Source organism: Erwinia sp. Eh17-17 (assembly GCF_039675725.1).
Taxonomy (GTDB): domain Bacteria; phylum Pseudomonadota; class Gammaproteobacteria; order Enterobacterales; family Enterobacteriaceae; genus Erwinia.
Genome location: NZ_JBDFQT010000009.1, coordinates 1 through 14,164, shown reverse-complemented (window position 1 = coordinate 14,164; position 14,164 = coordinate 1). Strand labels below are relative to the sequence as shown.

At 53.4% G+C, this 14,164-nt stretch carries 11 protein-coding genes and 1 rRNA gene; 5 read left to right on the top strand and 7 right to left on the bottom strand.

What is annotated here, in order from left to right:
* Window positions 1-95 precede the first annotated feature (95 nt).
* From glnA to glnG, 3 genes are all read left to right on the top strand, one after another.
* Window positions 96-1,505 carry a glutamate--ammonia ligase gene (gene glnA, locus ABEH87_RS18560; RefSeq protein WP_191935375.1) on the top strand — a complete coding sequence of 470 codons (1,410 nt, stop codon included), beginning with the start codon at window positions 96-98 and terminating at the stop codon, window positions 1,503-1,505.
* A 197-nt stretch (window positions 1,506-1,702) separates the two neighbouring features.
* Window positions 1,703-2,752, top strand: coding sequence for a nitrogen regulation protein NR(II) (glnL, locus tag ABEH87_RS18555; protein ID WP_346578499.1), 1,050 nt, complete (start codon window positions 1,703-1,705; stop codon window positions 2,750-2,752).
* Between the two features lie 7 nt (window positions 2,753-2,759).
* Window positions 2,760-4,169, top strand: coding sequence for a nitrogen regulation protein NR(I) (gene glnG, locus ABEH87_RS18550; RefSeq protein ID WP_346578497.1), 1,410 nt, complete (start codon window positions 2,760-2,762; stop codon window positions 4,167-4,169).
* Between the two features lie 119 nt (window positions 4,170-4,288).
* On the opposite strand, the gene hemN is transcribed toward glnG, so the two are convergent.
* Complete coding sequence (gene hemN, locus ABEH87_RS18545; RefSeq protein ID WP_346578495.1) at window positions 4,289-5,662, bottom strand: oxygen-independent coproporphyrinogen III oxidase; 1,374 nt, start codon at window positions 5,660-5,662, stop codon at window positions 4,289-4,291.
* Between the two features lie 250 nt (window positions 5,663-5,912).
* Window positions 5,913-6,440 carry a Der GTPase-activating protein YihI gene (gene yihI, locus ABEH87_RS18540; protein WP_346578493.1) on the bottom strand — a complete coding sequence of 176 codons (528 nt, stop codon included), beginning with the start codon at window positions 6,438-6,440 and terminating at the stop codon, window positions 5,913-5,915.
* A 552-nt stretch (window positions 6,441-6,992) separates the two neighbouring features.
* Here yihI and yihA point away from each other — a divergent pair.
* Window positions 6,993-7,634 (top strand): ribosome biogenesis GTP-binding protein YihA/YsxC, encoded by a 642-nt coding sequence (gene yihA / locus ABEH87_RS18535; RefSeq protein ID WP_346578492.1) that lies wholly within the window; start codon window positions 6,993-6,995, stop codon window positions 7,632-7,634.
* Window positions 7,635-8,084: 450 nt separating this feature from the next.
* On the opposite strand, the gene polA is transcribed toward yihA, so the two are convergent.
* The 4 genes from polA to ABEH87_RS18515 form a co-directional block, all read right to left on the bottom strand.
* Complete coding sequence (gene polA, locus ABEH87_RS18530) at window positions 8,085-10,877, bottom strand: DNA polymerase I (protein ID WP_346578491.1); 2,793 nt, start codon at window positions 10,875-10,877, stop codon at window positions 8,085-8,087.
* Window positions 10,878-11,285: 408 nt separating this feature from the next.
* Window positions 11,286-11,915 carry a thiol:disulfide interchange protein DsbA gene (gene dsbA / locus ABEH87_RS18525; RefSeq protein ID WP_346578489.1) on the bottom strand — a complete coding sequence of 210 codons (630 nt, stop codon included), beginning with the start codon at window positions 11,913-11,915 and terminating at the stop codon, window positions 11,286-11,288.
* Between the two features lie 48 nt (window positions 11,916-11,963).
* On the bottom strand, window positions 11,964-12,956 hold the full coding sequence (locus tag ABEH87_RS18520; protein ID WP_346578488.1) for a serine/threonine protein kinase: 993 nt from the start codon (window positions 12,954-12,956) through the stop codon (window positions 11,964-11,966).
* Between the two features lie 82 nt (window positions 12,957-13,038).
* Entirely contained in the window at window positions 13,039-13,308 is a 270-nt protein-coding gene (locus tag ABEH87_RS18515) for a YihD family protein (protein ID WP_346578487.1), read from the bottom strand.
* A 52-nt stretch (window positions 13,309-13,360) separates the two neighbouring features.
* Here ABEH87_RS18515 and mobA point away from each other — a divergent pair, with 52 nt between their 5' ends.
* Complete coding sequence (mobA, locus tag ABEH87_RS18510; RefSeq protein ID WP_346578485.1) at window positions 13,361-13,942, top strand: molybdenum cofactor guanylyltransferase MobA; 582 nt, start codon at window positions 13,361-13,363, stop codon at window positions 13,940-13,942.
* Between the two features lie 104 nt (window positions 13,943-14,046).
* Here mobA and rrf read toward each other — a convergent pair.
* Window positions 14,047-14,162 (bottom strand): 5S ribosomal RNA (gene rrf / locus ABEH87_RS18505).
* Window positions 14,163-14,164: the final 2 nt, after the last annotated feature.

Below are 14,164 nucleotides of genomic sequence, written 5' to 3'. Positions count from 1 at the left end.
AGATCTTTATTATCGGAGTAAGCGCCCTGAAACGCAAAGCGCACCCGTGAAGTTCTCTATCACGACGACAATGACAAAATCCAGGAGAGTTAAGTATGTCCGCTGAACACGTTCTGTCGATGATGAACGAGCACGAAGTCAAATTTGTTGACCTGCGTTTTACCGATACCAAAGGTAAAGAGCAGCACGTGACTATCCCCGCTCATCAGGTTAACGCTGACTTCTTCGAAGAAGGCAAAATGTTTGACGGCTCCTCAATTGGTGGCTGGAAAGGTATTAACGAATCCGACATGGTTCTGATGCCTGACGCAACCACTGCTGTCATTGACCCGTTCTTTGCTGATTCCACACTGATCATCCGTTGTGACATTCTTGAGCCAGGCACCATGCAGGGCTATGACCGTGACCCGCGCTCCATCGCGAAACGCGCTGAAGACTTCCTGCGCTCTTCCGGCATTGCAGACACCGTGCTGTTTGGGCCAGAGCCAGAGTTCTTCCTGTTTGACGATATCCGTTTCGGCAGCAGCACCTCCGGTTCTCACGTGGCTATCGACGATATCGAAGCTTACTGGAACTCCGGTAAAGAATACGAAGGCGGCAACAAAGGCCACCGTCCGGGTCTGAAAGGCGGCTACTTCCCGGTGCCACCGGTTGACTCAGCACAGGACATCCGTTCTGCCATGTGTCTGACTATGGAACAGATGGGTCTGGTGGTTGAAGCTCATCACCATGAAGTAGCAACAGCAGGTCAGAACGAAGTGGCGACCCGCTTCAACACCATGACCAAAAAAGCTGACGAAATTCAGATCTACAAATATGTGGTTCACAACGTGGCTCACGCTTACGGCAAAACCGCGACCTTTATGCCAAAACCAATGTTCGGTGATAACGGTTCTGGTATGCACTGCCACATGTCTCTGTCTAAAGGCGGCACCAACCTGTTCGCTGGCGACAAATACGGCGGCCTGTCTGAAATGGCGCTGTTCTACATCGGCGGTGTGATCAAACACGCTAAAGCGATCAACGCCCTGGCGAACCCGACCACTAACTCCTACAAGCGTCTGGTCCCAGGCTATGAAGCACCAGTGATGCTGGCTTACTCTGCCCGTAACCGTTCTGCTTCTATTCGTATCCCAGTGGTTGCCAGCCCGAAAGCCCGCCGTATCGAAGCGCGCTTCCCGGACCCAGCAGCAAACCCATACCTGTGCTTCGCTGCACTGCTGATGGCTGGCCTGGACGGCATCATCAACAAGATCCACCCTGGCGATGCGATGGACAAAAACCTGTACGACCTGCCGCCGGAAGAAGAAGCTGAGATTCCAAAAGTGGCTGGTTCACTGGACGAAGCCCTGGCTGCACTGAACGAAGACCGCGAGTTCCTGACCCGTGGTGGCGTGTTCACTGACGACGCAATCGAAGCTTACATCGAATTGCGTAAGGCAGAAATGGACCGCGTTCGTATGACGCCACACCCGGTTGAGTTCGAACTGTACTACAGCGTTTGATTTAGAAGTAAACCTGGCTGATTTCGTGTTGCACTTGTGCCATGTCAGACGCCAGGGATTTTGTTGCCGTGGAAACTTTCAGCCCATCTCCGGATGGGCTTTTTTAACCACAAATTACCCGGTCAGCAGGACGATTTTCGGGTTACATGGCTATAATGCACTGAATTGGTGCAAAATATCTTTCAGGAGAACGCTGTATGGCAACCGGCACGCCGCCCGATGCTGGGCAGATTCTCAATTCACTGATCAACAGTATCTTGCTGGTTGATAGTGAATTGGTGGTCCATTACGCCAACCCCGCAGCACAGCAGTTGCTGGCACAAAGTTCCCGCAAGCTTTTTGGTACTCCCCTGCCGGAACTGATGGGTTATTTTTCCCTGAATATTGAGGTCATGCTCGAAAGTCTGGATGCCGGACAAGGTTTTACCGACAGCGAAGTGACGCTGGTCGTCGACAGCCGTGCGCACGTGATGTCACTCACCGCTCAACGTCTGCCCGATGGACTCGTTCTGCTCGAAATGGCGCCCATGGATAACCAGCGCCGTCTCAGTCAGGAGCAACTTCAGCATGCGCAGCAGGTGGCAGCGCGTGATTTAGTGCGTGGCCTGGCACACGAAATTAAAAACCCGCTGGGGGGGCTACGCGGCGCAGCACAGCTGCTGGCAAAAGCACTGCCCGACCCGGCGTTAACGGAATACACCAAGGTCATCATTGAGCAGGCCGACCGCCTGCGCAATCTGGTCGACCGCCTGCTCGGACCGCAACAGCCGGGGATGCATGTCACACAGAGTATTCATCAGGTCGCTGAACGCGTAGTCAATCTGGTGTCGATGGAGCTGCCGGACAATGTGTCGCTGGTGCGCGATTACGACCCGAGCCTGCCGGAGCTGCCGCACGACCCGGACCAGATAGAACAAGTCCTTTTGAATGTGGTACGCAACGCGCTGCAGGCGTTGGGTGAAGAAGGCGGCACCATTATTTTACGTACCCGTACGGCGTTTCAGTTAACGCTGCACGGCACACGCTATCGCCTGGTGGCCCGCATTGATATTGAGGATGACGGCCCAGGCATTCCGGCACAGCTGCAGGACACGCTGTTTTACCCGATGGTGAGCGGCCGCGAGGGCGGCACCGGGCTGGGGTTATCCATTGCCCGCAGCCTGATCGACCAGCATTCGGGTAAAATAGAGTTCCACAGCTGGCCGGGACACACTGAATTTTCGGTTTACCTGCCTATTCGCCAGTGAGGTTTCTATGCAACGAGGGATAGTTTGGATCGTCGATGACGATAGCTCCATCCGCTGGGTGCTTGAACGCGCACTGACCGGAGCTGGTTTAAATTGTGCAACGTTTGACAGCGCCAGTGAGGTGCTGGAAGCCCTTGCGACCAAAACCCCGGACGTTTTACTGTCAGATATTCGCATGCCGGGGATGGATGGTCTGGCTCTGCTGAAACAGATCAAACAACGGCATCCGATGCTGCCAGTGATCATTATGACGGCCCACTCCGATCTGGATGCCGCCGTCAGCGCCTATCAGCAGGGTGCCTTTGATTACCTGCCTAAGCCTTTTGATATTGACGAAGCGGTGGCACTGGTTGAACGCGCCATCAGTCACTATCAGGAGCAACAGCAGCCGCGCAATCAACCCGTGAGCGGCCCCACCACCGATATTATCGGTGAAGCGCCGGCCATGCAGGATGTATTCCGCATCATTGGCCGCCTGTCGCGTTCATCCATCAGCGTACTGATCAACGGCGAGTCCGGTACGGGTAAGGAGCTGGTCGCCCATGCTCTGCACCGCCACAGTCCACGGGCAAAAGCGCCGTTTATCGCACTGAATATGGCCGCCATTCCTAAAGATCTGATCGAATCTGAACTGTTTGGCCATGAAAAAGGCGCATTTACCGGTGCCAATCAGATCCGCCAGGGACGTTTTGAGCAGGCAGACGGCGGCACGCTGTTCCTGGATGAAATTGGCGATATGCCACTGGACGTCCAGACCCGCCTGCTGCGCGTGCTGGCCGACGGCCAGTTCTACCGCGTTGGCGGCTATGCGCCGGTCAAAGTGGATGTGCGTATTATTGCCGCGACCCACCAGAACCTTGAGCTGCGCGTGCATGAGGGAAAATTCCGCGAGGATTTATTCCACCGTCTGAACGTGATCCGCGTGCATCTGCCGCCGCTGCGCGAACGCCGCGAAGATATCCCGCGCCTGGCGCGTTATTTCTTGCAGGTTGCCGCCAGAGAACTGGGCGTTGAGGCCAAAATCCTGCACCCGGAAACGGAAACCGCGCTGACACGCCTGCACTGGTCAGGCAACGTTCGCCAGCTGGAGAATACCTGCCGCTGGCTGACCGTGATGGCTGCCGGGCAGGAAGTGTTGATCCAGGATCTGCCGCCGGAGCTGTTTGAAACCTCGACGCCGGAAAATCCGGTACAGTCGCTGCCGGACAGTTGGGCGACGCTGCTGGCACAGTGGGCCGACCGCGCCCTGCGTTCCGGTCATCAAAACCTGCTGTCAGAAGCCCAGCCAGAGATGGAGCGTACGCTGCTGACCACGGCCCTGCGCCACACCCAGGGGCACAAGCAGGAAGCGGCCAGACTGCTGGGCTGGGGGCGCAATACCCTGACGCGCAAGCTGAAAGAGTTGGGAATGGAATAACGTTCGTGACGCAATACGGGCGGACCGGAAAAGAAGGTCCGCCCCTGCCCCTGTCACCCACGTGACCGTCCGCAAGCGTCTCGCCGGGATCAACGATGTGTTATGGTCGACCTGCCCGGTCAGATCACCCGCGAAAATTGCGCACCAGAGGCTTTCTCCCGCAGGTAGCGGTCGAAGCACATACAGATGTTTCTTATCAGCAATCGTCCCTTAGCGCTCACTACAAGGCCACTGGCGTGGTATTCCACCAGCCCGTCTCCGATCAGCGGCAGCAAAGCGGCGAGATCGTCGGCAAAATACTGTCGAAAGTCGATGCCATAGCGCGTTTCAATCTCACTGAACGACAGCGCGAAATGACAGATCAGGCTTTTAATCACATCACGGCGCAGACAGTCATCTTCGCTCAACTGCAAACCGCGCCAGAGGGCGGTTTTACCTGCCTGAATTTCCGCACAGTAATGCTTTAACTCTTTGCGATTCTGCGCGTAGCTGTCCCCGATCATACTAATCGCCGACACCCCCATGCCCAGCAGGTCGCTGTCGCCCTGCGTGGTGTAACCCTGGAAATTACGATGTAGCTCACCGGCACGCTGGGCAACGGCCAGTTCGTCATCACGGCGGGCAAAATGGTCCATACCGATAAACTGATACCCCTGCGCCGTCAGGGTGGCGATGGTTTGCTGTAAAATATCCAGTTTCTCCCTGGCACCGGGCAGTTCTTCGTCCCTGATTTTACGCTGGGCAGGGAACAGCGCGGGCATATGAGCGTAATTAAAAACGCTAAGCCGGTCGGGATTAAGCTCTGCCACTTTTTGCAGCGTGAAGGCAAAACTCTCCGCCGTCTGCGCTGGCAGGCCATAAATCAGGTCGATGTTGGTGGAAGAAAAGCCCAGTTCCCGCGCACGCGCCATCAGCGCAAAGATCATCGCTTCATCCTGAACGCGGTTCACTTTTTCCTGCACCTGCTTATTAAAATCCTGCACTCCCATGCTCAGACGGTTAAAGCCGCTCAGCCGCAGGTGATCCAGCACATCCAGCTCGATTTCACGCGGATCGACCTCGATTGAAATTTCCGCCTGTGGACTGAAGTTAAAATGCTGGCGCAGGCAGTCCATAAGCCGACTGATTTGTGCCTTATTGAGAAAGGTGGGCGTACCGCCGCCCCAGTGCATCTGACTGACCGTACGCTGGCTGAACAGCGGCGCACGCGCAGCAATTTCCTGCACCAGCACATCCAGATAGTCATCTGCTTTGTGCTGCTGGCGTGTCACCTGCTTATTACAGCCGCAGAAGTAGCAGAGCTTGTGGCAAAACGGGATATGCAGATACAGCGACAGCGAGCGCTCAGGATAACGCTGTGTCGCCTGCAGAAAGGCGGATTCGTCATAGCTCTGATGGAATTCGAGCGCGGTCGGATAAGAGGTATAACGGGGACCGGCGATGTTGTATTTCTGAATCAGCGGGAGATCCCACTCGGTGGTCAGCGTCTGCATAGTAACGTCCCTTATCGTCGTCGCATGGACCGCCGCGTGACAGGAAGTTGCTGGCTGACGATCCTGCTGCGCAGCCGGGTTTTCAGCCGCGACAGCCGCTGTAGTTTAACGAATAACCCGCCAAGCCAGCACAGCAGAATCAGCGCAATAATTGATCCAGGCCAAATCATCGCCAGATACCTAAAATGAAAAAGCAGCGCCGGATTGCGCTGCCTCAAATAACGTCAGAGAAACGAAGTCTCGCCGCAGATTACTGTCCGCCTTTTAGCAGGCGATACATATCTTCTTCTGCCTGCTCATCTTCAGCGCCATCGTCCAGGGCTATCCCTAACTGCTCCATCAGCACATCGATGCGGTCCAGTGAGGCATCCAGCCACGCCTGCTCTTCCGCTGACAGGCTGTCGCCATTTTCCAGACGATCGAGCAGCGCATCCAGGCGCTCATCATTTTCCAGCTGTGCCAGCTCTTCTTCTGGCGTCAGGCGGGGTTTTTTCTCAACAACGGGCTTTGCCACTTTGGCTGGTTTTGGTTTGCTGACCACCACATCATTACCCAGCGCAACAGGCTTTTTACTGCCGATACGGGGATCTTTGGCGGGTTTGCCGTTGGCGTTTTTCTGGCTTTCGGTGACCGGGTTAGCCCGGCTGCCGGAAACATTGCCGCTGTGCTTTTTATCACGCTTGCGGTCACGCGCTTCCTGATTGATCTCATCACGCGTTTTACGTTTCACTTTAGCGCCCGGTTTTTTATCCTGGGGTGTGCGTGCAGGTTGCTTCATGGTTTCTGCTCTCAGACGTTTATCTTCAGTATAGAATTGCCGCGAAATCTAGCAGAAAGCACGCAAAGAAAAAAGGCGCCAGGTCACCCTGTCGCCTTTTTTCGCACCTTCCGCGGAAGGACTGACATTGTCAGCGTCCTTATTAGCAGCCAGCATCCCTGTTTTCCCTTGCCTTTGCTCAATCCTGTGAGCATTCCTGAATCCCTGTCACGCAAACCTTTGCGTATTTCCTTCCCTGCCCGAGATCGTCCAGATGCTCCCTGAGCACTTCATCCTGAAGTGAAATATCCTGTTTCTGGATTCAAATGTAGACTAACCAGTCCGGCAAACAAGGTGATGCAGGTAATTTTTACTCTGTTTTTTTTGCTCTTTTTTCAACTCCATGAAAAATAGTAAAAAATCCATTTTAGAAAAATGGAAATGCAGAGAGTGCTGGCATGAGGAATGGTCAATGTCTCACAGCCGTCGATTGAGCGGTGTCTTACCGGGCGCTTTGCGGCCATACAGGGTATAATCAGCGCAATTGCCCTTTCTTATTCTGGAGTATCTATTTTGTCTGGCTGGAATTATCACGTCACCCATTTTGTCACCAGCGCCCCCGATATCCGCCACCTGCCTGCCGATACCGGTATTGAGGTTGCTTTTGCCGGGCGTTCTAACGCGGGTAAATCCAGCGCACTGAATACGCTGACTAACCAGAAAGGCCTGGCTCGTACCAGTAAAACCCCTGGTCGTACCCAATTGATCAACCTGTTCCAGGTCGCTGAAGGCTACCGTCTGGTCGACCTGCCTGGCTACGGCTATGCGCAGGTTCCGGAAGAGATGAAGCTGAAATGGCAGCGCGCACTGGCGGAATATCTGCGCGATCGTAACTGTCTGAAAGGACTGGTGGTGCTGATGGATATTCGCCATCCGCTGAAAGATCTCGACCGTCAGATGGTGATGTGGGCGGTGCAGAGTGGCATTGAAGTGCTGATACTGCTGACTAAAGCCGACAAGCTGGCATCAGGCGCGCGTAAGGCGCAGCTCAACCTGGTTCGTGAAGAAGCGAAAACCTTCCTCGGTACCGTAGATGTTGAAGCGTTCTCCTCCCTCAAGAGAATTGGCGTGGATAAGCTGAGCCAGAAGCTGGACAGCTGGTATCGCGACATCCCTCCGGCAACGGAAGAAGACGAAGCAACCGCCGGAGAATGATTTTCTGTCGCCAGATAAATGGCGTTGCAGCCAACGCTGTTGCGACGTCAGGGATGAAGGTGACAGACAATAAAAAACGCCCCAGTCATTTCTGACTGGGGCGGCTAAAATATTCAGCCAAATCCGATTACGTGAAGTAAAAGGTTTGAAAGATAGAACATCTTACCTCTGTACCCTACATCTGAAACTTTACATCATTTTCTGAGTGCTCAAAAGTGTTTTTTGTAGTTAATTTTCAGAAAACGACATGCATTATCCAACTCACGTCACATAACGCCACCTAAGATGTAGCTTAATTACCAAAAAAGTGTTTTGGGTGAGAAGGTTAGCCACTGGCCTGTCGAAAGGTCATGAGCGCAGAACTGAAGCGTATCAAGCGACAATTTTTCAGGGGTAATGCGGCAGGCTGATTCTGCGATAAAATCAGCCTGCCAGACGAGGATAACGCGCTTAGTGAGCCTCGTCCCAGTTGTCGCCTACGCCAATATCAACGCGTAACGGCACGTCCAGTTTCATACTGCCTTCCATTAACTCACGAATTTTAGCGGATGCCGCTTCCACTGCTCCGGCTTTCACTTCGAACACCAGTTCATCGTGTACCTGCATGATCATTTTCACCTCATGGTTCGTCTGAGGTGCCAGCCATGCATCCACGGCGATCATCGCCCGCTTTATTATGTCCGCTGCAGTACCCTGCATCGGCGCATTGATCGCCGCCCGCTCTGCCGCCTTACGGCGCATTGCATTGCTGGCTTTAATGTCAGGCAGGTACAGACGACGACCATCAAGCGTGGAAACATAGCCCTTCTCCGCAGCCAGCTCACGGGTGCTTTCCATGTACTGCAGCACGCCCGGATAACGCTCAAAGTAGAGGTCCATATACTTCTTCGCTTCGCCAGCGCCAATATTCAGCTGACGCGACAGTCCAAAGGCGCTCATGCCGTAGATCAGACCGAAGTTAATCGCTTTGGCGCTGCGGCGCTGTTCGCCGCTGACTTTATCCAGCGCTACGCCAAAGACTTCCGCGGCGGTGGCACGGTGGATATCCTGTTCGCTGGCAAATGCAGTCAGCAGACCTTTATCCTGCGACAGGTGCGCCATAATGCGCAGCTCAATCTGCGAATAGTCGGCGGCGACAATGCGGTCTCCCTTCGGGGCGATAAATGCCTGGCGAATACGGCGCCCTTCATCATTGCGCACCGGAATATTTTGCAGGTTAGGATCGCTGGAAGAGAGGCGTCCGGTTGCGGTGACCGTCTGATGATAGGAGGTATGCACCCGCCCACTGTGTGGATTGATCATCAGCGGCAGCTTATCGGTATAGGTGGATTTCAGCTTGGACAGGCCACGATGTTCCAGAATCACCTTCGGCAGCGGATAATCCAGAGCCAGCTCGGCTAACACTTCCTCACTGGTGGACGGCGCGCCGCCCGGCGTCTTCTTCGTTGGCTTGATCCCCTGCTTTTCAAACAGGATGGTCTGCAGCTGCTTCGGTGACGAGAGGTTGAACGGTTCGCCCGCCAGCTCATGCGCCTTCAGCTCCAGCTCAGCCAGGCGGCCGCCCAGCTCCTGGGAGTGCGCCGCCAGAATATTCTGGTCAATCAGCACCCCGTTGCGTTCAATACGGGAAATCACCGACACTAACGGCATCTCTACCTGTTCGAAGACCGCTTTCGGCCCCTGCTCTTTCGCCAGCAAAGGCCACATTTTCAGGTGCAGCTGCAGCGTAACGTCTGCGTCTTCTGCCGCGTAATGTGCCGCCTGCTCAAGAGCAATCTGATTGAAGGTGAGCTGATTTTTGCCTTTACCGGCGATTTCTTCAAAGGTCACCGTTTTATGATTCAGCCAGCGCGAGGCCAGGGTATCCATATCGTGGCGACCAATGACGCTGTTCAGCGCATAGGATTCCAGCATGGTGTCAAACTGAATTCCCTGAAGCTCGATATCGTAGTTTGCCAGCACACCACGGTCATACTTGAGGTTCTGCCCGACTTTATGTGCTGTCGGGTCTTCCAGCAGGGGCTTGAGGCGTGCCAGTACCGCTTTACGATCCAACTGTTCCGGCGCATCGAGATAATCATGCGCAACCGGAAGATAAGCCGCTTCCCCCGGAGCAGTAGCAAAGGAGAGGCCAATAATATTGGCACTGAGCGTATCCAGTGAGTCGGTTTCCAGGTCGAAGGCAAACAGCTTGCTTTGCTCAAGCTTTGTCATCCAGCTATCGAAAGTCGCTTCGTCCAGAATAGTGACATACCCCTCGGAAGAGAGAACGCTGGTTACTTCAACGGCATCAGAGACAACGTCAGCTTCAGACTTACCTTTTGCCGCCGCTGGTCGGCTCTTATTCCCCTGTAGCCAGGTCCCTTCCTGCAGGTCAACAATCCAGCGCTTGAACTCGTAATGCTTAAATAATGCCAGCAGCTCCTCAACGGCAGGTTCTTCGACCGTCAGCTTGTCGCAGGTCAATTCCAGCTCAACATCGGTTTTAATCGTCGCCAGCTGATAGGAGAGGAATGCCATCTCCTTATTCTGCTCCAGCTTGGCCGCCATCGTTTTAGCACCGCGGAATGTCAGGGTGGCGACTTTATCCAGGTTGTCATAGATGTCTTTCACACCGCCTAATCCCTGAAGCAGCGCCTGCGCTGTTTTTTCGCCCACGCCCGCCACGCCCGGAATGTTATCCGAGGAGTCGCCCATCAGAGCGAGGAAATCAATAATCAGCGAAGGTGGAATACCATATTTCTCGGCCACTTCTTCCGGGCCAAGAATCGCATTATTCATGGTGTTGATCAGCGTGATATTCGGCGTCACCAGCTGCGCCATATCTTTATCACCGGTGCTGATCAGTACTGGCTTGCCCATCTTCTCCGCAGCCAGCGCCAGCGTACCAATGACGTCATCGGCTTCCACACCCGTGATAGCCAGCAGCGGCAGGCCCATCGCTTTTACCATCGTGTGCAGCGGTTCAATCTGCGCCCGGAGATCGTCGGGCATCGGGGGGCGATGTGATTTGTACGCTTCAAATAATTCGTCGCGGAAGGTTTTACCTTTAGCATCAAATACCACTGCCACATGACTTGGCTTATATTGCAGCAGCAGGCTGCGCAGCATATTTAATACGCCGTACATTGCACCGGTGGGTTCGCCTGCGCTATTGGTCAGCGGCGGGAACGCATGATAAGCACGGTACAGGTAGGAAGATCCATCTACCAGAATCAGCGGGTTTTCTGCAATTTGAGCCATAAGTCGTCACGTTCTTCTTTGGTTTTTGATTAGCGTTAAGGATGCCACAGCTCGCTATGAAAGATGAAACTTCAACGGCGATTAATCTGCTCGCAATTGTGATTTTGCGTTACGCTTCGCATTGACATTCTGTGGATAAGTTTGTGTGTAAATTTACTAACAACTTACTGGCTGTGGAAAAATAATAAAACAGTGAATTAATTTATCTTTATAATCATTCAGTTAATTATTCGATCCAGGATAAACTTTAGATCCTACGGAATAAGAGTGATGTGGATATAAGTTTGTACACACAGCGTAAGATGCACGATCTTCATCAGCTGAAAGGATCTTTCCACGCGGGATATCACTCAGGGAGGAGCGATCGAAAACGCCGGCAACGCCGGCGTTGAGAAGAGGGCAATGGGACTATTTCTGAGAAATAAGGAATTTCACCACGTTCGCATACTGCAGAACATAGTTTTCCTGCGAGCTGGTATCCAGACCGCCGTTGTTCACCATATATTTGCCGTTAACAAACATTGCTGGTACGCCACGCAGGTCGAGGTCTGCTGCGGCTTTCTCCTGCTGAGCAACCAGTGATTTAACCACGAAACTGTTCCAGGCCGCATCGTAGTCTTCCGGTTTGATACCGGCAGCTTTAACGAATACCGCTTTCAGACTCGCCGGATCGGTAATGGTTTGCGTCTGCTGAATGCCTTCGAAAATGGGCGCAGTCACTTTATCTTCCACACCCAGTGCCATCGCTACCGCCCAGGCCTGCGTGACGGTTTTACCCATTTCGCCGCCTAAGAATTCAACGTGATATTTCGTCACTTTAGTATCGGCCGGCAGTGCTTTTTTCACCGCATCGCTGACATGCCATACATGCTCAAACTGGTAGCAGTGCGGGCAGTAGAATGAGAAAAATTCGAGCACCTGAGGTTCGCCCGTTACTGGCTTATCCAGCGTTACGTATTGCTGGCCATCGCTGAATTGTGCGGCAGAAGCGCTGAATGCCAGAACCATACCGACGAGCGCAAACAAAATCTTTTTCATCGTGAAACTCTCTCCTAATTACATCTCAGTAGGCGAACCAAAGGGTGATCACACCTGGAAAACAGGCGCAAGCTGCAGTGGGGGCTCTTGCAGCAGCTTGTTCTGCTCGTTAAAAGTGGAAATCTGTCGGCGCCAGAAATCCTCATCCGTCATCCACGGAAAACTGGCTGGGAAAGCCGGGTCATGCCAGCGGCGTACAACCCATGCAAGATAATAAACCATCCGCATAGCACGTAAAGGCTCAATCAGTGACAATTCATGAGTGTCGAACTCACAAAATTCTTCGTACGCCTCCAGAAGAATATCCCATTGCAGGCGCTGCTCCTGGCGATCGCCATTGATCAGCATCCACAAATCCTGTACCGCAGGACCATTACGCGCGTCGTCCAGATCCACAAACAGCGGCCCATCGCGCCACAGAATATTGCCCGGATGACAGTCACCGTGCAAACGTAAAGGCTGCCACTGAGTATGCCAGCAGTTTTGTAAAGTTGTGCGCAGACGCTCAATACTGGCCAGTAAATCGATTTTTAGCTTAGAAGGAACCAGCGGACTGTCTGCCAGGATTTGTAACGGTTGATCGATATATTCTTCGAGTCCAATGGTCGGCCTGGACTCAAAGGTCTTCCTGCGTCCAACCTGATGGATACGTCCGAGGAAGCGCCCCACCCACTCCAGATGATCGTAATTATCGGTTTCATACTGACGTCCCCCAAGGCTGGGAAATACGGCAAACCCGAAGCCCTGGTGTTGATGCAGCGTGGAGCCCTGCAGTTCCAGAGGCGCAGCAAGGGGGATCTCGTCAGCAGATAACTCGATCGCGAAGCGATGCTCTTCCTCTATCTGTGCAATTGACCAGCGCTGCGGTCGGTAGAATTTTGCCACATAGCGCCGTTTTTCATCATCGGAGAACTGATAGACACGGTTTTCGTAGCTGTTAAGCGCCGTCAGGCCGGATTCCACACGTAGCCCGGTTTCCCAAAGCGCATCAAGGATGGTGTCCGGTGTCAGGGTGTGAAAGTTAAAGGCAGGTTCTTTCATCCGGCATGCTCGCTAATAGTCATTGAAGAATAGCGTGCAAGAGTACCATTAAATGGTTACCCCGACGGAGCAATGGCCAGATTTAATCCTTAATCACGCCGCGCGCCCGCAATATTGCGGTTTTAAAATCGTCCTCATAATCTTTCTTCAGACCGGGAATTTCAGCGTCTTTATCGCTACCGCGCATCTTGAGATGATAGATCAAAACATCATCGGTTAATTCACCCAGAGGCTGCTTAAAGCCGGCTTCATCGGCTAACTTCTGTAAAAACTCGATTAAATTTAAATCTGGTTCCTGCTGCCATGCAGGTTGAAGCAGACTGATTAATTCATTAAGGCGATGGCATTTCATGCAGTTGTCCCTGTATAAAGAACCCCACAGCTAAGCATAGGGTATAAAAACCATGAAAATCGTTTCTTCTCCGCATCCCGTAGCAATTACCGGTGTCATCCTGGCCGGTGGCCGGGGGAGCCGGATGGGCGGTGAAGATAAAGGGCTGATACTCTGGCAGAACACGCCGCTTTACCAGCACGTTTTGCAGCGTTTGCAGCCCCAGGTCACTACTGTATGGATTAATGCCAACCGCAATATTGAGGTATATCAACAGAGTGGTGTCCCGGTTATTAAGGATACGCTGGCTGACTTTCCGGGACCACTGGCGGGAATGCTGGCGGCTCTGCAGCAGGCAGAGACAGAGTGGGTGGTATTCACTTCTTGTGATACACCTTGCCTGCCTGACAATCTGGTTCAGCATTTGTGGCAGCAAAAAAACGAGGCGCTGGCGGTGTGGGCGCGAACAGAAGAGCGCGATCATCCAACGCTGGCGCTGCTCCATCGTAGTCTTGCTGATTCACTTCAGAGTTATCTGGCGCGTGGGGATCGAAAACTGATGCTTTTTCTTACGCAGGCGGGCGGCCATAGTGTTTTATTTATGCAATCTGCAGAGAAATTCCGCAATTTTAATTGCCCGGAAGATCTTTTATAGGAAGTTTTGGCGGCGATCATGGGGGCTCGCGGGGTGCAGGGTCGATCGTCCTCTGCAAACGCAAAAAACCCCGGCCTTTCGGTCGGGGTTATTGCTTATTTGATGCCTGGCAGTTCCCTACTCTCGCATGGGGAGACCCCACACTACCATCGGCGCTACGGCGTTTCACTTCTGAGTTCGGCATGGGGTCAGGTGGGACCACCGCGCTAAAGCCGCCAGGCA

Coding starts and splice junctions, on each gene's coding strand:
- glnA (WP_191935375.1), top strand. CDS start 96: ATGTCCGCTGAACACGTTCTGTCGATGATGAACGAGCACGAAGTCAAA.
- glnL (WP_346578499.1), top strand. CDS start 1,703: ATGGCAACCGGCACGCCGCCCGATGCTGGGCAGATTCTCAATTCACTG.
- glnG (WP_346578497.1), top strand. CDS start 2,760: ATGCAACGAGGGATAGTTTGGATCGTCGATGACGATAGCTCCATCCGC.
- hemN (WP_346578495.1), bottom strand. CDS start 5,662: ATGCAGACGCTGACCACCGAGTGGGATCTCCCGCTGATTCAGAAATAC.
- yihI (WP_346578493.1), bottom strand. CDS start 6,440: ATGAAGCAACCTGCACGCACACCCCAGGATAAAAAACCGGGCGCTAAA.
- polA (WP_346578491.1), bottom strand. CDS start 10,877: ATGGCTCAAATTGCAGAAAACCCGCTGATTCTGGTAGATGGATCTTCC.
- dsbA (WP_346578489.1), bottom strand. CDS start 11,915: ATGAAAAAGATTTTGTTTGCGCTCGTCGGTATGGTTCTGGCATTCAGC.
- ABEH87_RS18520 (WP_346578488.1), bottom strand. CDS start 12,956: ATGAAAGAACCTGCCTTTAACTTTCACACCCTGACACCGGACACCATC.
- ABEH87_RS18515 (WP_346578487.1), bottom strand. CDS start 13,308: ATGAAATGCCATCGCCTTAATGAATTAATCAGTCTGCTTCAACCTGCA.
- mobA (WP_346578485.1), top strand. CDS start 13,361: ATGAAAATCGTTTCTTCTCCGCATCCCGTAGCAATTACCGGTGTCATC.